The sequence below is a fragment of the Altererythrobacter sp. C41 genome (genome assembly GCF_016803135.1).
Taxonomy (GTDB): Bacteria; Pseudomonadota; Alphaproteobacteria; order Sphingomonadales; family Sphingomonadaceae; genus Pelagerythrobacter.
This window is the reverse complement of sequence record NZ_JAEVFE010000006.1, coordinates 107679-133839: the sequence shown is the minus strand read 5'-3', so window position 1 is coordinate 133839 and position 26161 is coordinate 107679. Positions and strand designations below refer to the sequence as shown.

Here is a 26161-nt window from a genome sequence, read left to right as displayed (position 1 = left end):
GACTTCGTTTCCCTAACGGGTGAATTCGCGGGGCGGTTGGAGGGGGCCGAGGCCCGCCTCCGTCACTCCGCCGCTTCCGGCCACTGGTCCTGGTCGTCTTCCTCGTCGGTCAGCGACTTGAGTTCGACGTTGAGGCCGAGGCTGCGCATTTCCTTCACGAGCACGTTGAAGCTCTCCGGAATGCCGGCTTCGAAGGTGTCGTCGCCCTTGACGATCGCCTCGTAAACCTTGGTCCGGCCGATCACGTCGTCCGACTTCACGGTCAGGATTTCCTGCAGCGTGTAGGCGGCGCCATAGGCCTGGAGCGCCCAGACCTCCATCTCGCCGAAGCGCTGGCCGCCGAACTGCGCCTTGCCGCCCAGCGGCTGCTGGGTGACGAGCGAGTAGGGGCCGATCGAACGGGCGTGGATCTTGTCGTCCACCAGGTGGTGCAGCTTGAGCATGTACATGTGCCCGACGGTCACCTTGCGGTCGAACGCGTCGCCGGTGCGCCCGTCGTAAAGCGTCACCTGGCCCGAGCCGTCGAGCCCGGCGCGTTCGAGCATCCGGGTCACGTCGGCCTCCCGCGCGCCGTCGAACACCGGGGTGCCCATCGGAACGCCCTTGGTCAGGTTGCCCGCAAGCTCGACGATCTCGGCCGGCGAACGCGCGTCGATCTCGTCGTGGTACTGCTCGCCGTAGACGTCCTTCAGCTTCTCGCGGACGGCTTCGGGCGGTTGGCCCGCTTCCGGATCCGGATTGGCCGCACGCCAGTCCTCGAGCGCCGCGGCGACCTGCTGGCCGAGCCCGCGGGCCGCCATGCCGAGGTGCGTCTCGAAGATCTGCCCCACGTTCATGCGCGACGGCACGCCGAGCGGGTTGAGCACCATGTCGACGTACGTGCCGTCTTCCATGAACGGCATGTCTTCGATCGGCAGGACGCGGCTGATGATGCCCTTGTTGCCGTGGCGGCCGGCCATCTTGTCGCCGGTCTGCAGCTTGCGCTTCACCGCGACGAAGACCTTGACCATCTTGAGCACGCCGGGGGCGAGCTCGTCACCGCGCTCGAGCTTCTCCTTGCGGTCCTCGAACTTGTCCTGGATGCCCTTCACCGCCTCGTCGTACTGCGACTTGACGGCTTCGAGCTGCACCTGGCGCCCGTCGTCCGCGACAGCGAACTTGAACCACTCGTGCCGCTCGACCCCGTCGAGCACCTCTTCGGTAATCTCGGTGCCCTTCTTGACGCCCTTGGGCGCGGCCGAAGCGGTCTGGCCGAGCAGCATGTCCTTGAGGCGGTTGTAGGTTGCCCGGTTGAGGATCGCGCGCTCGTCCTGACTGTCCTTGCGCAGGCGCTCGATTTCCTCGTTCTGGATCGCGCGGGTACGGTCGTCGATCTCGATGCCGTGGCGGTTGAACACGCGCACTTCGACGATCGTGCCCGAGACGCCCGGCGGCAGGCGGAGCGAGGTGTCGCGCACGTCGCTCGCCTTCTCGCCGAAGATCGCGCGGAGGAGCTTTTCCTCCGGCGTCATCGGCGATTCACCCTTCGGCGTGATCTTGCCGACCAGGATGTCGCCCGGGTGCACTTCGGCGCCGATGTAGACGATGCCCGCCTCGTCGAGGTTGCGCAGCGCTTCCTCGCCGACGTTGGGGATGTCGCGGGTGATGTCCTCCGGCCCGAGCTTGGTGTCGCGGGCCATGACCTCGAACTCCTCGATGTGGATCGAGGTGAACACGTCGTCCTTGACGATGCGTTCGGAGATCAGGATCGAGTCCTCGTAGTTGTAGCCGTTCCAGGGCATGAACGCGACGAGGCTGTTCTTGCCCAGCGCCAGCTCACCGAGATCGGTCGAGGGACCGTCGGCGATGATGTCGCCCTGCTCGACCACATCGCCCACCTTCACCAGCGGACGCTGGTTGATGCAGGTGTTCTGGTTGGAGCGCTGGAACTTCTGCAGCGTGTAGATGTCGACGCCCGACTGGCCGGGTTCGACATCGCCGATCGCGCGGATCACGATACGGGTCGCATCGACCTGGTCGACCACGCCGCCGCGGGTGGCGGAGATCGCCGCACCCGAATCGCGCGCCACGGTCTCTTCCATGCCGGTGCCGACGAACGGGGCCTCGGCCTTGACCAGCGGCACCGCCTGGCGCTGCATGTTCGAGCCCATCAGCGCGCGGTTGGCGTCGTCGTTCTCAAGGAACGGGATCAGCGAGGCCGCGACCGAGACGAGCTGCTTGGGGCTGACGTCCATCAGCGTGATCTGCTCGCGCGGGAGCATCACGAACTCGCCGTTCTGGCGGGCCGAGACCATCTCCTCGACGAACGAGCCGTCTTCGTTGAGCTCGGCCGATGCCTGCGCAACGGCGTGCTTCTGCTCTTCCATCGCCGACAGGTACGTCACCTCGCTTGTGACCTTGCCGTCGACGACCTTGCGGTACGGCGTCTCGATGAAGCCGTACTTGTTGACGCGGCTGAACGAGGCGAGCGAGTTGATCAGGCCGATGTTCGGGCCTTCCGGCGTCTCGATCGGACAGATGCGGCCGTAGTGCGTCGGGTGAACGTCGCGCACTTCGAAGCCCGCGCGCTCACGCGTGAGACCGCCCGGCCCGAGCGCCGAGACGCGGCGCTTGTGCGTCACTTCGGACAGCGGGTTGGTCTGGTCCATGAACTGGCTGAGCTGGCTGGAGCCGAAGAACTCGCGCACCGCGGCGACCGCGGGCTTCGCGTTGATGAGGTCGTTCGGCATCACGGTCGAGACATCGACCGAGCTCATCCGCTCCTTCACCGCGCGTTCCATGCGCAGCAGGCCGATACGGTACTGGTTCTCGAGCAGCTCGCCGACCGAGCGGACGCGGCGATTGCCGAGGTTGTCGATGTCGTCGACCTCGCCCTTGCCGTCCTTGAGGCCGACCAGTTCCTTGACCACGGCGAGGATGTCTTCCTTGCGCAGCGTGGTCACGGTGTCCTCGGCATCGAGGCCGAGGCGCATGTTGAGCTTGACGCGGCCGACGGCCGAGAGATCGTAGCGCTCGCCGTCGAAGAACAGGCCTTCGAACAGCGCTTCGGCGGTTTCCTTCGTCGGCGGCTCGCCCGGACGCATGACCTTGTAGATCGCCTCGAGGCCTTCCTCGCGGTTCTCGGCCTTGTCGGCCTTGAGCGTGTTGCGGATCCACGGACCGGTGTTGACATCGTCGATGTCGAGCAGCTCGATCCGGTCGACGCCCGCCTTGTCGAGCACTTCGAGGTTTTCGGGGCCGACTTCGTCGCCGGCTTCGATCCAGATGCGGCCGGTCGCCTCGTCGATCATGTCGTTCGCGGCGTAGCGTCCGAGGATTTCCTCGGTCGGGATCAGCAGGTCCTTGAGACCATCCTTCTGCGCCTTGTTGGCGGCGCGCGGGGAGATCTTCTGGTTGGCGGGGAAGACTTCCTCGCCCGTCGCGGCGTCGACCAGCGGGAACGCCGGCTTGGCACCGCGCCACTGCTCGGGGACGAACGGCATCTTCCAGCCTTCGCCCTTCTTGCCGGAGACGCGCTCCCACAGGACGGTGTTGTAGAAATGGTGGAGGATTTCCTCGCTATCGAGGCCCAGCGCGTAAAGCAGCGCCGTCACCGGCAGCTTGCGCTTGCGGTCGATGCGGACGTTGACGATGTCCTTCGCGTCGAACTCGAAATCGAGCCACGAGCCGCGGTAGGGAATGACGCGCGCGGCGAACAGCAGCTTGCCCGAGCTGTGCGTCTTGCCGCGGTCGTGATCGAACAGCACGCCCGGCGACCGGTGCATCTGCGACACGATCACGCGCTCGGTGCCGTTGATGAGGAAGGTGCCGTTCTCGGTCATGAGCGGCATGTCGCCCATGTAGACGTCCTGCTCCTTGATATCGAGCACGGAACGGGTCTCGGTCTCCTGGTCGACTTCGAACACGATCAGGCGCAGCGTGACCTTCATCGGCGCCGCGAAAGTGATGCCGCGCTGGCGGCACTCGGTCGTGTCGTACTTCGGCGGCTCGAGCTCGTAGTGCACGAAGTCGAGTTCGGCGGTGCCGGCGAAGTCGCGGATCGGGAAGACGCTGCGCAGGGTCTTCTCGAGACCCGAGACGTAACCCGTCGCGGGGTCGGAGCGCAGGAACTGTTCGTAGCTCTCGCGCTGGACCTCGATCAGGTTCGGCATCTGCACCACTTCGTGGATGTCGCCGAAAATCTTGCGGATGCGCTTCTTCGCGGTGCCGGTGTTGGCCGGTGCCTTCGCGCCGGTCGCCTTTGCCTTCGTCGCCATGGAGGTGATTCGCCTCTTCGTGTGCTGCGCCGGAGGCTGCGCCGCCGGCATCGTGAAACTCGTGCTCACGCGTGCCCCGGTCGGGGGTCTCATAGCCGGGACGCCAAAAAGCCGCAGCAAATCGCACCCTTACGGGCCTGCTGCAGCTTGATCTGAACGTCGCGAATATGGAATCGCCGCTTCCATCCCTGGCCGTCCCCGCGCATGAACGGACCTTGCTCGAAGCGTGCGGTCGAGGGGGCATGTAGGGTTTCCCCCTGCAACTGTCAACGGAAGCCAAAAATGCTAGCCGGCCTGCAGATGCCACGGCGTGGACATTATTCTGACGAATTCGGGGAACCGAGGCGGATTATGGCAATTATATGGCGAGTAGCGAAAGGAGCCTACTCATGAAAAAGCTCGCATTTGCCGCCCTCCCGCTTGCCCTTGCACTCGGTGCCTGCGGGGATCCCGCAACCGAGACCGACGTGCCGGAAGACACGACGGCGGACACGATGACCAACGATCCCATGGCCGATCCCACCATGACCGACGACACGATGGCCGATCCGACGATGACGGACGACACGATGACGGACGATCCCATGGCGGATGACACCACGACGGGCGATACGACCGACGACACCACGGACGACACGGCGACCCCGACCGAGGAACCCACGACCGATCCGATGTAATCGATCGGTCCACTCCGCCGGAGCTCCGGCCCCCGAGGCCCGCCGATATGGCGGGCCTCTTCGTTCTGCGCCGAGCCAAAGGGACAAAAATCATCATCGGTCTGCCGCAAAATCCGGAACCGGATCGAATTATGGCGATTTTATGGCGACCCAACCGGGAGATTTGAGATGAAGAAGATTGCCCTTTTTGCCGCCATGCCCGCTGCGCTCGCGCTGTCCGCTTGCGGAGAGACTGCAACCGATACGGCCGATGAGACTGCGACGACGGACCAGGCCACGATGGCCGACGAGACTGCGCTGCCGGCCGAAGAAACCACTCCTGCGGGCAGCACCGTCGAGATGAGCGCCGACCAACAGGCCGAGGTGCTTGACGAAAGCGCCGAGAATCTCGAGGAACGCGCCGACCGCGTAGAGGACGTCAGCGAAGCCGAGGCCGATCGTCTCGAACAGCAGGCCGAGGCTCAGCAGGATGCGCGCGATCAGATGGACTGATCGCCGGCGTCCGACGGCGGCTTGACCCGCCCGCACTTTCTGCTAGAGGCCCGCCCCGACCGGCGGGCCTCTTTGCGTTTCGCCGAGTCATCCGTCCGAGACAGCCGGTGCCTGCGACTGAGATCAGTCAGGGCTTAATTTCCGGCCTAGGCGGGGAAACGAGACATACTGCGGGTGCCATGGCCCCCGCTCCGGCGTCACGGCGCCCTCCTTCCCTTGTCAAACGGACTGCCCCGTGCCGGTTAGCGGCGCGGAGCGATGTGAGCCGGCCGCAGGCGCGCCAGTGCGTGCGGTCATATGTGAAGGAGTATGGCATGGATCGTTCGCAGAAAACCGATGCGGTCGCCCAGCTCAATGCGGTCTTCAACGAGGTCGGTGTGGTGGTCGTCACCCGCAACCTCGGCCTGTCGGTGGCGCAGTCCACCGACCTGCGCTCGAAGATGCGCGAAGCCGGTGCGTCCTACAAGGTTGCGAAAAACCGCCTTGCCAAGCTCGCCCTGAAGGAAACCCAGTACGAAGGCCTGGAGGAATATCTCTCCGGTCCGACGGCGCTTGCCTGGTCGGTCGACCCGGTGGCGGCGGCCAAGGCTGCGGTGGACTTCGCCAAGTCGAACGAAAAGCTCGAAATCGTGGGCGGTTCGATGGGCGGGCAGTTGCTCGACGAAGCCGGGATCAAGGCACTCGCCTCGATGCCGTCGCTCGACGAGCTGCGCGGCACACTGGTGGGCCTCGTCAACGCCCCGGCGACCAAGATCGCCCGGGTCGTCAACGAACCCGCCGCCAAGCTCGCTCGCGTCTTCGGTGCCTTCGGCGCCAAGGAAGCGGCGTAAGCGGTTTTCGCGAAAGCGATTTTTCCGGGGCGGCATGCCCCAGCCGATCCCCGTCTGCACGGGGACAAGACTTATCTGGAGTGAAACATCATGGCCGATATCGCCAAGCTTGTTGAAGAACTTTCGAAGCTGACCGTCCTCGAGGCGGCCGAACTCGCCAAGGCGCTGGAAGAAGAGTGGGGCGTTAGCGCCGCCGCTGCCGTCGCCGTTGCCGGCCCCGCCGCCGGTGGTGGCGAAGCTGCTGCCGCCGAAGAGAAGACCGAATTCGACGTCATTCTCACCGGCGACGGTGGCAAGAAGATCCAGGTCATCAAGGAAGTCCGCGCCATCACCGGCCTGGGCCTGACCGAAGCCAAGGCTCTCGTCGAGGGCGCGCCGAAGCCGCTCAAGGAAGGCGTGAACAAGGCCGAAGCCGAAGAGGTCAAGAAGAAGATCGAGGAAGCCGGCGGCACCGTCGAGCTGAAGTAATCGACTTCTCTTCTCGAGAATACGCGAAGGGCGGTGCCGCAAGGCGCCGCCCTTTTCGTTTTGCCAGGATGATCCTCCCCATTTTTCCGCAGGACAAATGGGGAGGTGGCGCCCGCCGCAGGCGGGTGACGGAGGGGCGAAGTCGCGCAAGCCCCCTCCACCACGAGCCGCTTCGCGTCTCGCGGTCCCCCTCCCCATTTGGCTGCGCAAAATGGGGAGGATCATCCCCGCTCAGAGCGTCTTCAGATACTCGATGATCGCGGCCCGTTCGGCCGGATCGCGCACCCCGGGAAAGACCATCTTCGTCCCGGGCACGAGCCCCCGCGGATCCGCGAGATAGGCGTCGAGCGTCGCATCGTCCCACACCAGGCCCGAGGCGCGCATGGCCTTGCTGTAGGCATAAGTCGGCTCATGCGCCGCCGGCGCGCCGTAGACGCCGGCCAGCGAGGGGCCGACCCCGTTGCGTTCCGGAGCGGTCTGGTGGCAGGTCGCGCAGCGGGCGAAAGCCACCGGCCGGTCGCCGGGCGCCGCCTCCACTGCCACCTGATCGGTAGAGGGCGCCGCCGCCGCCTCGCCCTCACGCTCTCCCGATCCGCAGCCTGCCAGCGCGAGCGACAGTGCCACCAGCGCGATTCCCGAACCCCGTTTCAATGCGCATCTCCTTCGCGGCGCCCCTTGCCGCGCCCGGCGGCCGCACGCAAGCTGTGGCACCGAGGACGCGCTTTCCCCGAATTGAGGCCGGCGCGGGCATTTTCGCTTTGCGCGGCCACCCGCCGCCCCTAACCGGGACGGCTTTATGTCCGACGCACGCACCCTTTCGCCCTGGCGCACCGAGATCGGAGCCACGTTCCGGCTCGCGTGGCCGCTCGCGCTCGCCAATCTGCTGCAGATGCTCACCTATGCGGTCGACGTGATCTTCATCGCGCGGCTGGGCGAAGCGCCGCTGGCGGCCTCGGCGATCACGGTGGCGCTGTTCGGGCTCGTGCTCTGGGCGCTCTCCGGGCTCACCGGTGCGGTCGCGCCGCTGATCGCGGAAGAGCTCGGCGCCCGTGCGCCGGCCCTGCGGCCAGTGCGCCGTTCGGTGCGCATGGCCCTGTGGCTCGCGGTGATGAGCGGCGCCGCCGGCATGGGGCTCTGCCTCCTGCTGGAGCCGATCATGCGCGTGACCGGGCAGCAGGAAGAGATCATCGGCCTCGCCAGCGCCTACAATCTCGTGGTCGTCTGGTCGCTGATCCCGATGGTCATCAACAACGTGCTGCGCAACTTCGTATCGGCGCTTGGGCGGCCCGTCTTCGCGACGATCATCACCGCAGGCGGGATCGGGGTGAACGCGCTGGCGAACTACGCGTTCATCTTCGGCAACCTCGGCGCCCCGGAAATGGGCATTCGCGGCGCGGCCGTGGCGACGATCATGACCGGCGTGGCGGTCACGCTGGCCTATATCGTCGCGATCCGCCTCGATCCCCGCCTGCACCGCTATCACATCTTCGGCTTCTGGTGGCGCCCCGACTGGTCGCGGCTGGTGAAGATCGTGCGGGTCGGCACGCCGATCGCGCTGACCATCACCGCGGAGGCCGGCATCTTCGGCGCCGCCGCGTTCCTGATGGGCAATATCGGCACCTCGCAGCTCGCGGCGCACACGGTCGCGCTGCAGATCGCCGCACTGGCGTTCCAGGTACCGTTCGGCATGGGCCAGGCGGCGACGATCCGGGTCGGCTACTTCTTTGGCGCGCGCGACCGCGAGGGCATCATGCGCGCCGGGTGGACCGCGATCGCGATGGGCACGGCCTTCATGATGCTGACCGCGAGCGCGATGATCGCTATCCCCATGCCCCTGCTCGCGATCTACATCGATCCGTGGGCGCCGGAGAACGCCGTGCTGGTCGCCTTCGCCCTGCAGTATCTGATCATCGCCGCCGCGTTCCAGCTGTTCGACGGCGTCCAGGCAGTAGCGGCCGGCGCCTTGCGCGGACTGCAGGACACGCGGGTCCCGATGTGGATCGCGATCTTCAGCTACTGGGTGCCCGGGATGGGCGTGGCGCTGGCGCTTGGCTTCGCCACCCCGCTCCAGGGCAAGGGCGTGTGGATCGGGCTCGCCACCGGGCTGATCGTCGCCGCGCTCCTGCTGGTCTCGCGCTGGCATCGGCGCGACCGGCTGGCGCTCACGATCCGGTCGTCGGCGGCCGTCCCGCAACCGGCCTGACCGTCGCTCCTGCCGCGCACGATTCCGCGAGCGCGATTTTTTGGCCGCGGCCGGTTGACTCGCCCCCGGCGCGTTCACATATGCGCGCCGCTGGCACTCTCACCGCGAGAGTGCCAGAGGTATTCATTCACTCTTAGCAGAGAGGTCACACCAATGGCATTTCGTCCGCTGCACGACCGCGTACTGGTCCGTCGCATCGAAGCCGAAGAAAAGACCGCCGGGGGCATCATCATCCCCGACAACGCCAAGGAAAAGCCGAGCGAGGGCGAGATCGTCGCCGTCGGTTCGGGCGCCAAGGCGGAAGACGGCACGGTCACCCCGCTCGACGTCAAGGCGGGCGATCGCGTGCTGTTCGGCAAGTGGTCCGGCACCGAGGTCAAGCTCGACGGCGAAGACCTGCTGATCATGAAGGAAAGCGACATCATGGGGATCATCTCCTGATCCGCTGATCGCGCCGCTTTCCAACCAACCCACGAATTTCAGGAGAAACATCAATGGCAGCCAAGGACGTAAAGTTCGGCCGTGACGCACGCGAAGGCATCCTGCGCGGCGTCGACACGCTCGCCAACGCGGTGAAGGTCACCCTCGGCCCCAAGGGCCGCAACGTCGTGATCGACAAGAGCTTCGGTGCACCGCGCATCACCAAGGACGGCGTCACCGTCGCCAAGGAAATCGAGCTCAAGGACAAGTTCGAGAACATGGGCGCGCAGATGCTGCGCGAAGTCGCCAGCAAGGCGAACGACGCTGCGGGTGACGGCACCACCACCGCCACCGTGCTCGCCCAGGCGATCGTGCGCGAAGGCATGAAGTCGGTCGCCGCCGGCATGAACCCGATGGACCTCAAGCGCGGCATCGACCTCGCGGTCGGCAAGATCGTCGAGAACCTCAAGGGCCGTTCGAAGGACGTCTCCGGTTCCTCCGAGATCGCCCAGGTCGGCGTGATCTCCGCCAACGGCGACACCGAAGTCGGTGAGAAGATCGCCGAGGCGATGGAGAAGGTCGGCAAGGAAGGCGTGATCACCGTCGAGGAAGCCAAGGGCCTCGAATTCGAACTCGACGTCGTCGAAGGCATGCAGTTCGACCGCGGCTACCTGAGCCCGTACTTCATCACCAACCCGGAGAAGATGACGGTCGAGCTCGAGAACCCGTACATCCTGATCCACGAGAAGAAGCTGTCGAACCTCCAGTCGATGCTGCCGGTGCTCGAAGCCGCGGTCCAGTCGGGCCGTCCGCTGCTGATCATCGCGGAAGACATCGAGGGCGAGGCGCTGGCCACGCTCGTGGTCAACAAGCTGCGCGGCGGCCTCAAGGTCGCGGCGGTCAAGGCGCCGGGCTTCGGCGATCGCCGCAAGGCGATGCTGCAGGACATCGCGATCCTGACCAAGGGCGAGATGATCAGCGAGGATCTCGGCATCAAGCTCGAGAACGTCACGCTGAACATGCTCGGCCAGGCCAAGAAGGTCACCATCGACAAGGACAACACGACCATCGTCGATGGTGCCGGTGACGCCGAGGACATCAAGGCCCGCGTCGGCGAGATCCGCACGCAGATCGACAACACCACCAGCGACTACGACCGCGAGAAGCTGCAGGAGCGTCTCGCCAAGCTCGCCGGCGGCGTTGCCGTGATCAAGGTCGGCGGTGCCACCGAAGTCGAGGTGAAGGAGCGCAAGGACCGCGTCGACGACGCGCTTCACGCGACCCGCGCCGCGGTCGAGGAAGGCATCGTTCCGGGCGGCGGCACCGCGCTGCTCTACGCGACCAAGGTCTTGGCCGATCTCAAGGGCGTCAACGAAGACCAGACCCGCGGCATCGACATCGTCCGCCGCGCGCTGCAGGCGCCGATCCGTCAGATCGCCGAGAACGCCGGTCATGACGGCGCGGTCGTCGCGGGCAAGCTGATCGACGGCAACGACGAGACGCTGGGCTTCAACGCCGCGACCGACACTTACGAGAACCTCGTGAGCGCCGGCGTGATCGACCCGACCAAGGTCGTGCGCACCGCGCTGCAGGATGCGGCTTCGGTCGCCGGCCTGCTGATCACCACCGAAGCGGCGATCAGCGAGAAGCCGGAAGACAAGCCGGCCGCTCCGGCGATGCCCGACATGGGCGGCATGGGCGGCATGGGCTTCTAAGCCCGGCCATCCGGTCACACGACACGAGGGGGCCCGGCGGAGCGATCCGCCGGGCCCTTTCTTTTGCCCCGCGCGGGCACGATCGCGGCCGCACGCCGTTGAGCCGGGGAAGCGATCATCACGACGGGCGGGGCCCGCCCCGATGGCGCCAGGTGCGGGCTTCGCCGGGAAAGGCGCGACTTTGGCCGACCACGAGAAGCAACGCGAAATCATGGTGCAGCGGCAGATCCGTGCCCGCGGCATCACCGGCCAGCCGATCCTGCGGGCCTTCCGCGAAGTGCCGCGCGAACGTTTCGTGCCCGAGGAGATGATCGAGTTCGCCTACGAGGACGGCCCGCTGCCGATCGGCGAGGGGCAGACGATCTCGCAGCCCTACATCGTCGCCAGCATGATCGAGGCGGCCGAGATCGGCTCGAACGACCGCGTGCTCGAAGTGGGTGCCGGGTCGGGCTATGCGGCGGCGGTGCTTTCGCGCATTGCGAGACGCGTCTTCGCCATCGAGCGTCACGCGATCCTCGCCCGGCACGCGCGCGAGCGCGTCGCGGCGCTCGGCTACGACAATCTCGACGTCGTCGCAGGCGATGGAATGCAGGGACTGCCCGACGAAGCGCCGTTCGACGCAATTCTCGTCGCCGCGCGCGGGATCGAGGTACCCAGGGCGCTCGAGCAGCAGCTTGCCGTGGGCGGCCGGCTGATCATCCCGGTCGGCGGCGAGGACGTCCAGCAGCTCCGCTGCGTGGTGCGCACCGCCGAGAACGCCTGGGAGAGCCACGACATCGCTCCCGTTCGCTTCGTGCCGCTGCTGCCCGGCGCGGTCCCGGAAGACGGCACGCGGGCCGCCAGCAACCACCAGCCGGCACGTGCGCGGAGCCTGCCCGAACTGATCGCCGACGCTGCCGTTCCGCTCGGCGACGTCGACGAGCCAGGCTTCGCATCGGCGTTCGACCGTTTCGCCGACCGCCGCGTGGTCATGCTCGGCGAATGCAGCCACGGTACGCACGAGTTCTACGCCGCGCGCGCCGCCGTCACACGCCATTTGGTGGAACGTCACGGCTTCACCGTAGTCGCAGTCGAAGGCGACTGGCCCGATGCCGCCGCCTACGACCGCTATGTCCGCGGCCTACCGCAGCGGGACGACGCACCGATGCCGTTCCGCCGCTTCCCGACGTGGATGTGGCGCAACACCGTCATGCCCGGCTTCCTGCGCGATCTCAGGACGATCAACGAGGGCCGAGGCGAGGACGACCGGATCAGCTTCTACGGGCTCGACATCTACAACATGTCCGGCTCGATCGAGGCGGTGCTCGCCTATCTCGACCAGCACGATCCAGAGGCGGCAGCGGTGGCGCGCGAGCGCTACGGCTGTCTCACCCCGTGGCAGGCCGATCCCGCGACGTACGACCGTGCAGCGCTGCGCAAGGGCTATGCCGAGTGCGAGCAGGCGGTCGTGGCGCAGTGCCGCGATCTACTCGAACGCGCGCTGGGGCAGGACGGCGAAAGCTTCGGCGCGGCGATGAACGCGCGGCTCGTCGCCTCGGCCGAGCGCTACTACCGCGTGATGTATTACGGCGGCGCGGAAAGCTGGAACCTGCGCGACAGCCATATGGCCGAGACGCTCGAACACCTGCTGGAGGCGCGCGGCCCGCGCTCCAAGGCGGTCGTCTGGGCGCACAACAGCCATATCGGCGACGCGCGCGCGACCGAGATGGGCGCGGCACGCGGCGAGCACAACATCGGCCAGCTCGCGCGCGAGAAATGGGGCGAGCAGGTCGCGCTGATCGGCTTCGGCACGCACACCGGCACCGTCTCCGCCGCGACCGACTGGGACGGCGACCGCGAGGTCAAGCGCGTCGTCCCCTCGCGCCGCGACAGCTACGAGCGGCTATGCCACGACAGCAGCGTGGCGCGCTTCCTGCTCGACCTGTCGAGCGATCCCGCGCTGGCCCGGCGCCTTGCCGAACCGCTGCTCGAACGCTTCATCGGCGTGATCTACCGTCCCGAAACCGAGCGCTGGAGCCACTACAGCGAATCCGTCCTGCCCGAGCAGTTCGACGCTTACGTCTGGTTCGACGAGACCCGCGCGCTCGAACCGCTCGCGCGGCACGAACCGCACGACCAGGCGCCGGAGACCTGGCCGTTCGGGGTGTAACGCGGATGGAATCGCGTGCGTCACCCCCCCCGACCCCCTCCTCTAAAGAGGAGGCGGAGAGAGTGTCGCGGAACCTATAAGCCCCCTCCTCTTCAGAGGAGGGGGCTTTGGGGGTGGTGCGGCCGGACCTACCCGCCCTTGCGGCTCGCCTCCACTGCCGCGACGACATCGGCCGGCCAAGTGACCTGCGTCTGCGTCTGCGGATTGAAGACGTCGCCCGGATACTGGGCCGCGGTCGCCGCCGCGATTTCGGCTTCGGTCAGGAACTCGCTCGGCTCCAGCGCGAAGACGTCGAGCCCGCGGGTGATCTCGGTCGCGTAGATGTGGCCCTTGTACCAGTAGGCCGACCAGTAGCCGCCGGTGACGAGCTGGTCCTTGTCGACCGGCCCGCGGTCGAAATAGGCGATCTCGACCGGGTTCTCCGCATCGGTGAAGTCGATCACGCTGATCCCGCCCTGATACCAGGCCTGGACGAAGATATCGCGCCCCGGCACCGGAATGATCGAGCCGTTGTGGGCGACGCAGTTCTCCATGTCGGTCTGCGGCGCGGGCAGCTTGTAGAGGCTCTTGAACGCGAGCTGCCCGTCCTCGATCGCGTAGATCGCGTCGGCACCCCAGTTCTTCGGATCGCCCGCCTGGCAGCGCGGACGGCCCCCCCCGCCCCATTCGTCGGTGAACAGGACCTTGGTGCCGTCGTTGTTGAACGTCGCCGAGTGCCAGTAGGCGAAGCCCTTGTCGGTCACGTCGTCGATCCGCACCGGCTTGAGCGGGTTGGAGATGTCGAGCGTAATGCCGTTGCCCGAGCAGGCGCCGGCGGCGATGTTCTTCGCCGGGAACACGGTGATGTCGTGGCACTGGTCGGTCCGGCTGGTACGCTGGGTGCCCTCGCCGTGGTCGCCGCCGCGCCAGAGCCCCGCGATCTGCCCCTCGGCCGCGAAGACGCGCGGACGGTCGACGATGCGCGCGGCGGCGGGGTTCGCCACCGGGATCTCGATCACGTCGATGGAGAACAGCGCCGTGTCGTCGCCTGCCGTATCGCGGCAGCCCTCGAGCTCGTCCTCCTCGCGCACATAGGACGTGCCCGAGTTGTAGACCACGATCCGCCGCTCGTCGGACGAGACGATCGAATGGGTGTGGCTGCCGCGGCAGGTCTGCACCTGGCCGACCTGCACCGGACGGGCAATGTCGGAAATGTCGAAGATGCGCAGGCCGCGGAAGCGCTCGGGGCTGGTCCGCCCGTCGACGCCCTGCAGGCCGCAGTCGATCCGCCCGCGGCTGTCCTCGACGCTCATGATCAGCAGGTCGCCCACGATCGAGACGTCACCCTGCCCGCCCGGGCACACGGTCGAGCTGACGAGCTGCGGCACGCCGTCCTCGCCGAGGCGGTAGGCGTTGAACCCATGATAGTTGCCGGCGACGAGCAGGTCGCCGGAGAAGGCCATGTCGGTGTTCGCGAACGATAGCAGCGATCCGCGCTCGCCGAACTCCGGCTTGTCCTCCTCGGTCCCTTCCTGATCCTTGTCCGGCGCCTCGTGACCCTCGTGCCCTGCCCCCTCTTCTTCCTTCTCCGGCTTGAGCGGGCGGAGCTGCGCCGGGTTCTCGGGGTCGAAGAAGCCCGCCGGCTTGGGCAGCGCGGCGACGTGGCGCAGGTTGCTGATCGCCTCGCCCGCGTCGCGGAAACCGGCCTTCAGCGCCACGCGCGGATCGGTCGAGAGCCCGGCGAGGACCGTGTTCATCCGGTCGACCTCGGCCTGCTGGTCGTTCACCACCTCGTTGGTGAACTCGAACATCACCGGCTCGTAGGCGGTGCCCGGCTGGTCGTGCAGTTCCTCGACCATGTCGATCGCGCCCATGTGGTGCGGGATCATCAGCTCGAGGAACAGGCGGTCGAACGCGGTGCCGTTCGCGGCGGCAAGCTGCGCCATCTGCTCGGGCGTCGCCATGCCCTTCATCCCGGCGTGATGGTGCGCATGGCCCATGCCGGCCATCGAGACCTGCTGGTTCCGCTCGCGCAGCCACTCGGTCATGAAGCCGATCTCGTCCTTCTGGCTTGCGTCGATGCGCCCGGCGACGGCGACGATATCCGGATTGTTGGTCCGCTCGTCGACCAGCGCCGCCATGTCGACCGCCTGCTGGTGATGGACGATCATGCCCTGCATGAACGTGACGTCCGCGGGGGAGAAGGCGGTATTCGCAAGCTGCGTCGCCTGCTCGGCCGAGAGAGTCTTGGTCGCCTCGCCCGGCGCGCCGGGCTGCACGATCGGCGCCCCTTGCGCCGCGAGCGCACTGGCGGTGGCAAGCAGAGTGGCGGCCAGCGGCAGGCGGGCGAAACGGTATGCGGTCATGATCGTGCGTCCCCTCAAAGGAAAATTCCCCGGCAGGCAAAGGGGACCATCGCGCCGCTCGAGTCAAGATACCGTCCGTCGAGCGATATGCGCGGTTCGTCGGCGGCCCTTTTCCTGGCTCACATACACCCGTCCGTCGCCCGGCTGCGTCGTCCGGTGGCGCCCGCGCGGCAGCGAGACGCGCGGACGGCAACGATCGGGCGGCTCGCCCGTTGGTGACATCGAAAGGAGAGCCGATCCATGAAGTTGCCGCACAAGGCCCATGTCGTGCTGGTGGACGGAGAGAACTTCGTCGTCATGCGGAACAGGGGCCAGCCGTTTGAACCCGACCTCGAGCTGGTCGGCAGACCCGAGCTTTCCCTCACCAACTTCAGCGCCGGGGTGCGCCATCAGGATCCGGGCAGCCAGCAGCCGGAACGCAACGATCTGAACGAACTCGCCCGCGCGGCCGCTGCCGCCGAATGGCTCAATGCCAGAGCGATCGCCGGCGAGATCGACCAGGTGCTGGTGATCGCGGAGCCGAAGAAACTCGGCGAGATGCGGCATCACTATCATAGCGAGCTGGAGAAGCGGCTGGTCGGCGAAATTCCCAAGACGATGATCCACGACACGACCGATCGCATTGCCGAGGCGATCGCCGCCGCCTGACCTACTTCCCCCCACTCGACTCGGGAGGGGCTTTACCGCTGCTGAGCCACCTCTCGTCGCCCGGTCGCTTGCCCGCGGGAATCCGTGCCCGTTAAGTTGTTGGTAACCATGGGAGGGTTACGCAGCCGGCATGGCTTTGGGATCGCGATTCATGAGGGGACTGGCGGGGGCGTTCGCGTTCGGCCTCGCCGTGGTGCAACCGGTCCAGGCGCAGACCCCCAATTTCGAGGCGGCGTTCGACAACGCGCTCGGCACCGAGGCACGTGCGCCGCGCACGTTCCAGGCCGTCTACGAAACCGGGTTCGAGCGGCAGATCGTGCGGCTGGCCGATGGGGCGGACGGCCGCATCGGCGTGGCCGTGCTCGATCTCGCGACGGGGCAGGAGTTCTCGGTCCTCGGCGACCAGCGCTTCCCGATGGCGAGCACCAGCAAGATCGCCATCGCCGCGACCTACATGGAAGGGGTCGAGCAGGGGCGCTGGAGCCTGTCGAGCGAATTTCCGCTGCTCATCCCGGTGCGCTCCGAACCGTTCTCCAGCGTCAAGGCGCCGGTCCGGCGCGGCAAGCACCTGCCGGCAAGCCAGCTCATCGAACTGATGATCACCCGCTCGAGCAATTCGGCGACCGACGCGCTGCTCGCGGCCGTCGGCGGCCCGGATGCGGTGAACGACTGGATGCGCCGCGCGGGGATCGAGGAATTCCAACTCACCCGCGACATCGCCACGCTCGTGCGCGACGATGGGGAGATCGACCCGGCAAGGGCCGTCGACCTGCGCGACAGCGCAACCCCGCGCGCGATGACCGAACTGCTCGCGGGCCTCTACCAGGGACGCTGGCTTTCCAAGAGCAGCCGCCAGGTCATTCTCGGCGCGATGGAGCGGTGCATCACGGGCAAGCGGCGGATTCCCGCCCTGCTGCCGACCGGTGTGTTCGTCGCGCACAAGACCGGATCGCTCAACAATACGTCGAGCGACATCGGCATCGTGCGGACGCCCGACGGGAAAGCTTTCGCCGTGGCCATCTACGTCACGGGCCAGGGAACGCGGCCGGCGCGGGAAAGCAAGATCGCGCAGATCGCGCGGGCCGTCTACGCGGGCTACGACAATCCGCAGGGCGTCACCTGGGCCGAGGCGACCTACGCGACGCAGGCGGAAACGCGGCTTCCCTGATCTCCCGCCTTGGGCCCCGGGGCCCAGTAGGCTGACCATACTGGCCAGGCTGCCCTCCGGAAGCGGGTTTTATCCTGTTCCGGGCGAGACGTTTGGCCTATGGCCTTCCCCGACATGGTGACATCCAGACAGCAGGCCGAACGCGAGTTCCGGCGCATGGTAAAATGGATCGCGCTGGCCGGCGTCCTGATGGTCGTCGCCGCGCTGGTCTATCTCTATATCGTCGGCGCGTGGAGCGTTCACGCGGTGGTGGCGACCATACTGGGCGTGTTCGTCTCGGTGCTTCTCGGCTGCGGCCTCTTCGCCCTGGCCTTTTTCAGCGACAAGAGCGGGCACGATCAGGACGTGACCAGCGCCACTTCGCGGCGCGGCGAACGGGACGACGACGCCGGCTGAGCGTCCGCGGCGGGCGCGATCCTGCTTTCGCAGGGACCGAACCGCAAGCGCCCAAAAAGAAAGGGCAGCGTCTCGCGACGCTGCCCTTCCTCCTTTTCGCTAAACGAAAGCGAAGATCAGTCGGCCTGAGCTTCGGCAGTCGTCTCGTCCTGCACTTCGGCTTCCGCAGCGGCGGCAGCTTCGTCAGCAGCAGCAGCGGCCTCTTCGGTCGCGCCTTCGACGGCGGCACCGGCGTCGGTGGCGGCGTCTTCGACGGCCGCGCCAGCCGCGTCGGCATTGGCTTCGGCGTCGGCAGCGGCGCTATCGACGGTCTGCTCAGCAGCGTCCTGGGTGCCTTCCGAGCAAGCGGCGAGGGTCAGAGCGGCGCCGGCAGCGGCGGCGGCGAGAACGATCTTGCGCATATGTCAGTTTCCTTGAACAGCGAGTGGTTTCATCGGGGCCCCGAAAGGCCGCGACGCGAAGCCCACAAGCATGCAGACTTCAGCCCGCCGCAATAATGGCCATTTTGTGGCGTTGCAAGCGCTTTGACACTTTTAGGCCGCAATTGCGGCAAGCGCCCGGCGTGAACGAAAGCGGCTGACCCGCGGAATTTGCGCTGCTACCACGCCTGCGATGGCAGACAAACAGCATCTCTACCTGGTCGACGGCTCGGCCTATATCTTCCGCGCCTATCACCGGCTTCCGCCGCTCACCGACCCCCAGGGAACGCCGGTGGGCGCGGTCTACGGCTATACGACAATGCTGTGGAAGCTGGCTGACGATCTCGACAAGGCCGATGGTCCGACGCACCTCGCGGTGATTCTCGACAAGGGCTCGACCAGCTTCCGCAACGAGATCTACGACCAGTACAAGGCCAACCGCCCCCCTCCGCCCGAGGACCTGGTGCCGCAGTTCCCGCTGATCCGCGACGCCACCCGCGCGTTCAGCCTGCCGTGCATCGAGGAAGACGGACTGGAAGCCGACGACCTGATCGCCTCCTACGCACGCGAAGCCACCCGGAAGGGGTGGGACGTGACGATCGTCTCTTCCGACAAGGACTTGATGCAGCTCGTCGGCAAGTGCGCCGAGCCCGAGGAGGGCGTGGCCGAAGGCGGCTGCATCGACATGCTCGACACGATGAAGAACCAGCGCATCGGGCCTGACGAGGTGGTCGAGAAGTTCGGCGTCCCGCCCGAACTCGTCGGCGACGTGCTCGCGCTGATGGGCGATTCGGTCGACAACGTGCCCGGCATCTTCGGCGTCGGCCCCAAGACCGCCTCCAAGCTGATCGTCGAGCACGGCAGCCTCACCGCCGCGCTCGACGCTGCGCCGGGGATGAAAAAATCCAAGCTGCAGGAACGGCTGATCGAAGGCCGCGCGATGGCCGAGCTCAGCCGCGTGCTCGTGCAGCTCAAGGAAGACTGCGACCTGCCGATGGCGCTGGAGGAGTTCAAGCTCACGCCGGTGCCGCGCGACCCGCTGGCGGCCTTCCTGGAAAAGCACGGCTTCACCAGCCTGCTGCGGCGGCTCGACGGGGGTAACGGCAGTCCCGATCGGCCGACCAACCTCAACCCGGCAAAACCGGTCAACAAGGGCGCCGAAGCGAGCCCGAACGGCACTCGCCAGCCGCTGCCGGAAATGCCCGAGGTGGACCGGACCGTCTACGAGTGCGTGCAGACGGCCGAACGGCTCGAGCACTGGATCGAACGCGCCTTCGCCGCCGGGCTGGTCGCGATCGACACCGAGACGAGCGCGCTCGATGCCATGCGCGCCGACCTGGCGGGGATCAGCCTCGCGCTCGGACCGAACGATGCCTGCTACATCCCGCTCGCCCACGGCGGGACCGACATGTTCGCCGAGCGGCCCCAGCAGGTGGCGCGCGAGACCGCGCTGACCATGCTGCGCCCGCTGCTCGAAAGCGACGCGGTGCTGAAAGTCGGGCAGAACGTGAAGTACGACCTCAACGTCCTCGCGCGCCATGACATCGCGATGGCGCCGGTCGACGACACGATGATCGTCTCCTTTGCGCTGGATGCGGGGCGCAGCCTCGACGGGATCGGCGGCGGCCACGGGATGGACGAGCTGGCCCAGCGCCACCTCGGCCACACGACGCTGACGTTCAAGGACATCTGCGGCAGCGGCAAGAAGGCGATTCCGTTCGGCGAAGTGCCGCTCGACCGCGCGACCGAATATGCCGCGGAGGACGCCGACGTGACCTGGCGCCTCTACGCCAACCTGCGCCCGCGCCTCGCGACCGAAGGCGGCACCCGGATCTACGAGCGGGTCGACCGCCCGCTGATCCCGGTCGTGGCCCAGATGGAACGGCACGGGATCAAGGTCGACCGCGGGCAGCTCGCCAAGCTGTCGGAGGAGTTCGCGGCCGAGACCGGCCGGCTCGAAGCCGAGATTCATGCGATCGCCGGTGCAGCGTTCACCATCGGCAGCCCCAAGCAGCTCGGCGACGTGCTGTTCGACAAGATGGGCTACAAGGGCGGCCGCAAGGGCAAGAGCGGACAGTATTCGACCGACCAGTCGATCCTGGAGCGGCTTTCCGCGCAAGGAGCGGAGATCGCCGACAAGGTCCTCGAATGGCGCCAGCTCACCAAGCTCAAGTCGACCTATACCGACGCTCTCCAGGCCGCGATCCATCCCGAGACCGGGCGCGTGCACACCAGCTACAGCCTCGTCGGCGCGCAGACCGGGCGGCTCTCCTCGACCGATCCCAACCTGCAGAACATCCCGATCCGCACCGAGATCGGCCGCCAGATCCGCGAGGCCTTCGTGGCCGAAGAAGGCAACGTGCTGCTCGCCGCCGACTATTCGCAGATCGAGCTGCGCCTCGCCGCCCACATGGCCGACGTGCCCGAGCTGAAGCAGGCCTTCGCCAATGGCGAGGACATCCACGCGCGCACCGCCGCCGAGATGTTCGGCGAAGTCACCCGCGACACCCGCGCCAGCGCCAAGACGATCAACTTCGCGATCCTCTACGGCATCAGCCGCTGGGGCCTCGCCGGACGGCTCAAGGTCGAGGCGGACGAGGCGCAGGCGATGATAGACACCTATTTCAAGCGCTTCCCCGGCATCCAGCGCTACATCATGGAGACGCTCGAGACCGTGCGCGAGCGCGGCTATTCGGAGACGCTGTTCGGCCGCAAGACATGGTTCCCGCGGATCGGCTCGAAGAACCAGACCGAGCGCCAGGGCAGCGAGCGGGCGGCGATCAACGCGCCGATCCAGGGGACCAGCGCCGACATCATCAAGCGCGCGATGGCCCGGATGATGCCCGCGCTCGACGCCGCCGGCCTGGGGCATGTGCGCATGCTGCTGCAGGTGCACGACGAACTGGTGTTCGAACTGCCCGCCGGCGACGTCGCCGCAGCATCGCCCGTGATCGAGCGGGTCATGGCCGAAGCCGCCGCGCCCGCCGTGGCGCTCGACGTACCGCTCGGGATCGAGATCGGCACCGGCGCGAGCTGGGGGATGGCCCACTGATCCGCCCCCGCCTTCGCCCGCGGCTGCGCCGCCGCCACTTCGGCAACCTCGCGGTTCTGGGGCTGATCGCCTTCGCGCTGTTCGCCGGACTGTTTCTCGTCTTCCAGACGATCGAGGCGGAGCGCGCCGAGCGCCAGCAAGTCCAGCGGACGAGCGAGATCCTGATGGAGCTGCGCAACATCAACCGCGCGGCGCTCAACGCCGAGACGGGCCAGCGCGGCTATCTGCTGACGCTCGACCGCCGCTATCTCGAACCCTACCTGGTCGGCCGCGAGCAATATGGGCCGACGCTCGACCGCCTGCGCGAACTTGTCGGCCCCGACGCGACCGCACGCCAGCTCGAACTGCTGGACGAGATCGAGAGCCTGACCGAATCGAAATTCGCCGAGATGGCGGAGACGGTCGCGCTGGTCGAACAGCGCCAGGTGATCGAGGCGCGGCGCGGCATCCTCGACGATCGGGGCGCGGAAGTCATGGCGCGCCTGCGCCGGGCGACGCGCGAGATGGAGCAGATCGAGAACCGCATTCTCATCCGCGCCGCAAGCGAGACCGCGCGCGCCGAGGGCCGCGTGCTTCCTCTGCTCGGTGCGGTCCTGCTGATGCTGCTGGTGGCGCTGGTGCTCGGCTATGTCCTCGTCACCCGCGCCGCGCGCGCCGAGGCGGAGGCGGCACAGGCGGCCGCGCTGGGCGAAGCCCGCGACCGCGCCGACCTGCTCGCGCGCGAACTCAACCACCGGGTCAAGAACCTCTTCGCAGTGATCCTCGCGATCGTGCGCATGAGCGCCAAGGACACTCCCGAAGCAAAGCCGGTGATCGAGCGCATTTCCGAACGCATCCATGCCCTGCTGACCGCGCACGAGGTTACGCAGGGCACGCTCGAACGCCCGGTCGCCTCGCTGCGCACGCTGATCGAGACGACGCTGGCGCCCTATCGCTCGGAAAAGCTCCCCGCCGAGATCGAGGGGCCCGAGATCGAGCTGCCCGCCAAACAGGTCACGCCGCTGGGCCTGGTGCTCCACGAGCTGACCACCAACGCGGTGAAGTATGGCGCCTGGAGCAGGGGCGACCTGCTCGAAGTGCGCTGGCGCGAGGTGGACGGATCGGTCGCGATCGAATGGCGCGAACACGGTGACGCCGAGGGGAAGGAGCCCGAACACAAGGGTTTCGGCAGCCTGCTGATGACCAGCGCGGCACGCCAGCTCCGCGGCGAGATCGACCGCCGGTTCGGCAAGGATGGGGTGGAGGTCACGATCACGATCCCGCGTGCCCGGTGATCGCCATCGCTTGCCAGTGAACGGCTGACGCCGTAGCTCGTGGCTGATGCTCGAGCGCTACGATCCGCGGAACTGGACCATCGCCTGGGGCGAAGTGGCGGTGGCCGCCATCGCCGTCGGGGTCGCGATCGCAGTCGCCTTCGTGATCCATCGCCTGGTCTTCGGACTGCTGCTCCGCCTCGCCCGCAGCTCGCAATCGGAGGTCGACGAGCTCCTCTTCGCCCGGCTCGCGCGGCCGATCCGCTGGTCGGTCGTCGCGATTGCGATCGCGGCGGTGGCGCAGACGAACCCCAATATCCAGGCCGTCTGGCGCTGGATGGCGCCGTTCGTCGTTCCCGCGCTCGTCGGCTGGGTCGCGCTCGCGCTGGTGCGCGCCTTCGCCGCCGCGCTGCAGATGCGCAGCGAGCTTTCCGCCGACCCGATCACGGCCCGCAGCCGCCGCACGCGGGTCGCGATCCTCTCGCGCACCGCGGCGTTCCTCATCGTCCTGCTGACGGTGGCGATGATGCTGCTGGCGATCCCCGGCGTGCGCGACGTCGGGGTGACGCTGATGGCCTCGGCCGGGCTCGCCGCGCTGGCGGTCGGTGCGGCGGCGCAGCCCGCGCTCAAGTCGCTCATCGCAGGCCTGCAGATGGCGCTGACCGAGCCGCTGCGGATCGGCGACCTGGTGGTGATCGAGGGTTTCTCCGGCCGGGTCGAGGAAATCCGCATGAGCTTCGTGATCGTGCGCACGTGGGACGAACGCGCGATCATCGTGCCGACCAGCGCCTTCCTCGAGAAGAGCTTCGAGAACTGGTCGCGCGAGAGCGAGCGGCTCACCGGACCGGTCTTCCTCCACCTCGACCCGGCAGCGGACATCGCGCCGATCCGGGCAGAGTTCGAACGCTTCGTCGCCACGCGCGCGGAATGGGACCGACGCACGGCCGAGCTGCTGATGACCGAGGCCTACCCCGAAAGCGTGGAGCTGCGCATCGCGGTGAGCGCGGCGACGATCAGCGACCTGTGGACGCTACGCTGCGCGGTGCGCGAGCACATGCTGCAATGGCTGCGGGTGAACATGCCCGACGCGTTGATCCGCCACCGCCTGGGTGTCGACGATGCGAACGCGGCAGTAAAGGCGAACGACTGAGGGGTCGGCCCCTCCTCTTCCGAGGAGGGGCGCCCATTCAGCCGTGCTTCTTCTCGCGCGTCGATTCGACCATGCCTTCGCTGATGAAGCCGATCGGCATGGCCTCGGCCGCGCGCTTCTTCAGCTCGCCGCGCATCTTGCGGTATTCTTCTTCCATCGCCTGCGTGACCGTCGCGCGCGAATCGCCGAGCGCCTCGGCGAAATCGGCCGCCGTGACCTGTTCGACCTCGCCCCCCACGCGCCGCAGCGCGTTGAGTCCGGCGCGGCGCACGACGTCTTCCAGATCGGCACCGGTGAAGCGGTCGGTCTGGGCCGCGATCGCGGCCAGATCGACGTCGCCGGCGAGCGGCATGCTGGCGGTGTGGATGCCGAGGATCTGAGCGCGCCCCTTCTGATCGGGCGTGCCGACATAGACGAGCTCGTCGAACCGCCCGGGCCGCAGCAGCGCGGGGTCGACCAGCGTGGGCCGGTTGGTCGCGCCGATCACGACGACCGACTGCAGTTCCTCCAGCCCGTCCATCTCGGCCAGGATCGTGTTGACCACGCGCCCGGTGACCTGCGGCTCGCCCTGCCCCGAGCCGCGCGCGGGCACGAGGCTGTCGATCTCGTCGATGAAGATCACGCAGGGCGCGACCGACCGCGCCCGCTGGAACATGCGCGCGATCTGCTGCTCGCTCTCGCCGTACCACTTGGAGAGGAGATCGGAGCTCTTCATCGAGATGAAGTTCGCTTCCGCTTCCTTGGCGACTGCCTTGGCCAGCAGGGTCTTGCCGGTCCCCGGCGGGCCGTAGAGCAGGAAGCCCTTGGCCGGACGGATGCCCAGGCGGCGGAAGGCGTCGGGATTCCTGAGCGGCAGTTCGACCCCTTCCTTCAGCATGTCGATCGCGTCGTCGACGCCGCCGATGTCGTCCCAGCCGACCCGGGGGACCTGGACCATCACCTCGCGCATGGCGGACGGCTGCACGCGCTTGAGCGCGGACAGGAAATCCTCCCGCGTCACCGACAGATCGTCGAGCACCTCGGCCGGGATCGTCCGTTCGTCGAGGTTGAGCCGGGGCATGATCCGCCGGACCGCGTCGATCGCCGCCTCGCGCGCGAGCGCCGCGATGTCGGCGCCGACGAAACCGTGCGTGACCCGGGCCAGCTCGTCGAGATCGACCTTGTCGCCCAGCGGCATGCCGCGGGTGTGGATCGAGAGAATCTCGCGGCGCCCTTTCTCGTCGGGCACGCCGATCACGATCTCGCGGTCGAAACGGCCCGGTCGGCGCAGCGCCTCGTCGATCGCATCGGGCCGGTTGGTGGCGGCGATCACGACGAGGTTGGAGCGCGCCTCCAGCCCGTCCATCAGCGTCAGGAGCTGCGCGACCAGGCGCTTCTCCGCCTCGCCCGCGACTTGCGCGCGCTTGGGCGCGATCGAATCGATCTCGTCGATGAAGACGATCGCCGGCGCGTGCTTGGTCGCTTCCTCGAACACCTCGCGCAGGCGCTTCTCGCTCTCGCCATAGCCGGAGCCCATGATCTCGGGCCCGTTGATGATGAAGAACTGCGCGTCGCTCTCGTTCGCGACCGCCTGCGCCAGCCGCGTCTTGCCGGTGCCCGGCGGGCCGTGGAGGAGCACGCCCTTGGGCGGGTCGACGCCGAGGCGGGTGAAAAGCTCGGGGTAGCGGAGCGGCAACTCGACCATCTCGCGGAGCTGCTGGATCGTGTCGTCCATGCCGCCGACGTCGTCGTAGTTGACCACCGCACGCCCGGTCGGCGCTTCCTCGAACTCGGCGCGCAGCTCGACCTCGGTGTTCTCGTCGATATGGACGATGCCCTTGGGCGCGGTCGAGACGACCGTCAGGCGGATCTGCGTGAGCGCATAGGCCGGGGCGTTGAACATGCGCTGCACTTCGGCGGGCATGTTCTGTACCGGCTGCTGACCGGTCGTGGCGACGAGATCGCCGGCGACCAGCGGCCTTCTGAAGAAGTTGCGCTTCAGCGCCTGGGTCGGCCCCTGCAGGCGCATCTCGCGGCTGGCCGGGGCGAAGATCACGCGCGAGGCCGGGCGCGATTCGGCCGCTGCCACGCGCACGTGCTCGCCCGATCCGCACTCGGCGTTGTTGCGCTGCAGGCCGTCGAGCCGGACCACGTCGAGCGACTGGTCCTCGTCGTAGGCCGCCATGGCGACGGCCGCGGTCGTGCGCTTGCCGTGGATTTCCACCACGTCGCCTTCGGTGATGCCGAGCGCCTGGAATGCGGAACGGGGCAAGCGGGCGATTCCCCGCCCGCTTTCCTCCTGCCGAGCCGCCGCGACCTGGAGCCGGACTGCCTTGTCTTCTACCGCCGCGTCGAGATCGGCCATCCGTCCACTTCTCCCTTCTAGTCCAATGAGGGGTTACCCGCTCCTAGCTAGGGACGGATCACTGCGAGTCAAATGAACGAGGAGGTCATCGGTTGCCGAACGGGGCATCGGCGCGGCCCAAGAAAAAAGGCCCGGTCGCGAGGACCGGGCCTTGAAAGTCTTGGGAGAGGATGCCT

The 26161-nt window shown here is 67.4% G+C and carries 19 protein-coding genes; 14 read left to right on the top strand and 5 right to left on the bottom strand.

Going from position 1 to position 26161, the window contains the following annotated elements; all coding sequences use genetic code 11:
- Positions 1-62: 62 nt before the first annotated feature.
- Positions 63-4256 (bottom strand): DNA-directed RNA polymerase subunit beta, encoded by a 4194-nt coding sequence (gene rpoB, locus JNO53_RS11780; protein WP_203111326.1) that lies wholly within the window; start codon positions 4254-4256, stop codon positions 63-65.
- A gap of 389 nt (positions 4257-4645) precedes the next feature.
- Here rpoB and JNO53_RS11775 point away from each other — a divergent pair, with 389 nt between their 5' ends.
- From JNO53_RS11775 to rplL, 4 genes are all read left to right on the top strand, one after another.
- Complete coding sequence (locus JNO53_RS11775; protein ID WP_203111324.1) at positions 4646-4933, top strand: hypothetical protein; 288 nt, start codon at positions 4646-4648, stop codon at positions 4931-4933.
- Positions 4934-5101: 168 nt separating this feature from the next.
- Complete coding sequence (locus JNO53_RS11770) at positions 5102-5425, top strand: hypothetical protein (RefSeq protein WP_203111322.1); 324 nt, start codon at positions 5102-5104, stop codon at positions 5423-5425.
- Positions 5426-5739: 314 nt separating this feature from the next.
- Entirely contained in the window at positions 5740-6255 is a 516-nt protein-coding gene (gene rplJ / locus JNO53_RS11765) for a 50S ribosomal protein L10 (protein WP_203111319.1), read from the top strand.
- A 90-nt stretch (positions 6256-6345) separates the two neighbouring features.
- A complete protein-coding gene (rplL, locus tag JNO53_RS11760) occupies positions 6346-6723 on the top strand; it encodes a 50S ribosomal protein L7/L12 (protein WP_203111315.1) in 378 nt (125 codons plus the stop codon).
- Positions 6724-6954: 231 nt separating this feature from the next.
- On the opposite strand, the gene JNO53_RS11755 is transcribed toward rplL, so the two are convergent.
- Positions 6955-7374, bottom strand: coding sequence for a c-type cytochrome (locus JNO53_RS11755; protein WP_238401859.1), 420 nt, complete (start codon positions 7372-7374; stop codon positions 6955-6957).
- A 145-nt stretch (positions 7375-7519) separates the two neighbouring features.
- On the opposite strand from JNO53_RS11755, the gene JNO53_RS11750 reads away from it, so the two are divergent.
- The 4 genes from JNO53_RS11750 to JNO53_RS11735 all read left to right on the top strand — a co-directional run bounded on the left by JNO53_RS11750 (position 7520) and on the right by JNO53_RS11735 (position 13210).
- Positions 7520-8926, top strand: coding sequence for an MATE family efflux transporter (locus JNO53_RS11750; RefSeq protein ID WP_203111312.1), 1407 nt, complete (start codon positions 7520-7522; stop codon positions 8924-8926).
- A gap of 153 nt (positions 8927-9079) precedes the next feature.
- Positions 9080-9367, top strand: a complete 288-nt coding sequence (gene groES / locus JNO53_RS11745) for a co-chaperone GroES (protein ID WP_203111309.1) — start codon at positions 9080-9082, stop codon at positions 9365-9367.
- 53 nt (positions 9368-9420) lie between these two features.
- Positions 9421-11061, top strand: coding sequence for a chaperonin GroEL (groL, locus tag JNO53_RS11740; RefSeq protein WP_203111306.1), 1641 nt, complete (start codon positions 9421-9423; stop codon positions 11059-11061).
- Positions 11062-11242: 181 nt separating this feature from the next.
- A complete protein-coding gene (locus JNO53_RS11735) occupies positions 11243-13210 on the top strand; it encodes a protein-L-isoaspartate(D-aspartate) O-methyltransferase (RefSeq protein ID WP_203111303.1) in 1968 nt (655 codons plus the stop codon).
- Between the two features lie 128 nt (positions 13211-13338).
- Here JNO53_RS11735 and JNO53_RS11730 read toward each other — a convergent pair whose 3' ends face one another.
- Positions 13339-15555, bottom strand: coding sequence for a DUF305 domain-containing protein (locus JNO53_RS11730; protein ID WP_203111300.1), 2217 nt, complete (start codon positions 15553-15555; stop codon positions 13339-13341).
- A gap of 240 nt (positions 15556-15795) precedes the next feature.
- Between JNO53_RS11730 and JNO53_RS11725 the strand changes: the two genes are divergently transcribed.
- From JNO53_RS11725 to JNO53_RS11715, 3 genes are all read left to right on the top strand, one after another.
- Positions 15796-16203, top strand: coding sequence for a baeRF12 domain-containing protein (locus JNO53_RS11725; RefSeq protein WP_203111297.1), 408 nt, complete (start codon positions 15796-15798; stop codon positions 16201-16203).
- A gap of 151 nt (positions 16204-16354) precedes the next feature.
- The gene (locus JNO53_RS11720) at positions 16355-17371 is read left to right on the top strand and encodes a serine hydrolase (protein WP_203111285.1); all 1017 of its coding nucleotides are present in this window, start codon (positions 16355-16357) and stop codon (positions 17369-17371) included.
- A gap of 114 nt (positions 17372-17485) precedes the next feature.
- Positions 17486-17767 (top strand): hypothetical protein, encoded by a 282-nt coding sequence (locus JNO53_RS11715; protein ID WP_238401858.1) that lies wholly within the window; start codon positions 17486-17488, stop codon positions 17765-17767.
- 116 nt (positions 17768-17883) lie between these two features.
- Here the strand turns inward: JNO53_RS11715 and JNO53_RS11710 are convergent, their stop codons facing one another.
- Positions 17884-18168, bottom strand: a complete 285-nt coding sequence (locus JNO53_RS11710; protein WP_203111279.1) for a hypothetical protein — start codon at positions 18166-18168, stop codon at positions 17884-17886.
- A gap of 211 nt (positions 18169-18379) precedes the next feature.
- Here JNO53_RS11710 and polA point away from each other — a divergent pair, with 211 nt between their 5' ends.
- Genes polA through JNO53_RS11695 form a run of 3 tightly spaced genes read left to right on the top strand, consistent with a single transcriptional unit; the run spans position 18380 to position 23641 of the window.
- Positions 18380-21238 (top strand): DNA polymerase I, encoded by a 2859-nt coding sequence (gene polA / locus JNO53_RS11705; protein ID WP_203111276.1) that lies wholly within the window; start codon positions 18380-18382, stop codon positions 21236-21238.
- Complete coding sequence (locus tag JNO53_RS11700) at positions 21220-22512, top strand: sensor histidine kinase (protein WP_443111177.1); 1293 nt, start codon at positions 21220-21222, stop codon at positions 22510-22512. Before polA ends, JNO53_RS11700 begins: the two co-directional genes overlap by 19 nt.
- 46 nt (positions 22513-22558) lie before the next feature.
- Positions 22559-23641, top strand: coding sequence for a mechanosensitive ion channel family protein (locus JNO53_RS11695; protein WP_203111273.1), 1083 nt, complete (start codon positions 22559-22561; stop codon positions 23639-23641).
- A gap of 37 nt (positions 23642-23678) precedes the next feature.
- Here the strand turns inward: JNO53_RS11695 and JNO53_RS11690 are convergent, their stop codons facing one another.
- On the bottom strand, positions 23679-25985 hold the full coding sequence (locus tag JNO53_RS11690) for a CDC48 family AAA ATPase (RefSeq protein ID WP_203111269.1): 2307 nt from the start codon (positions 25983-25985) through the stop codon (positions 23679-23681).
- Positions 25986-26161 lie beyond the last annotated feature (176 nt).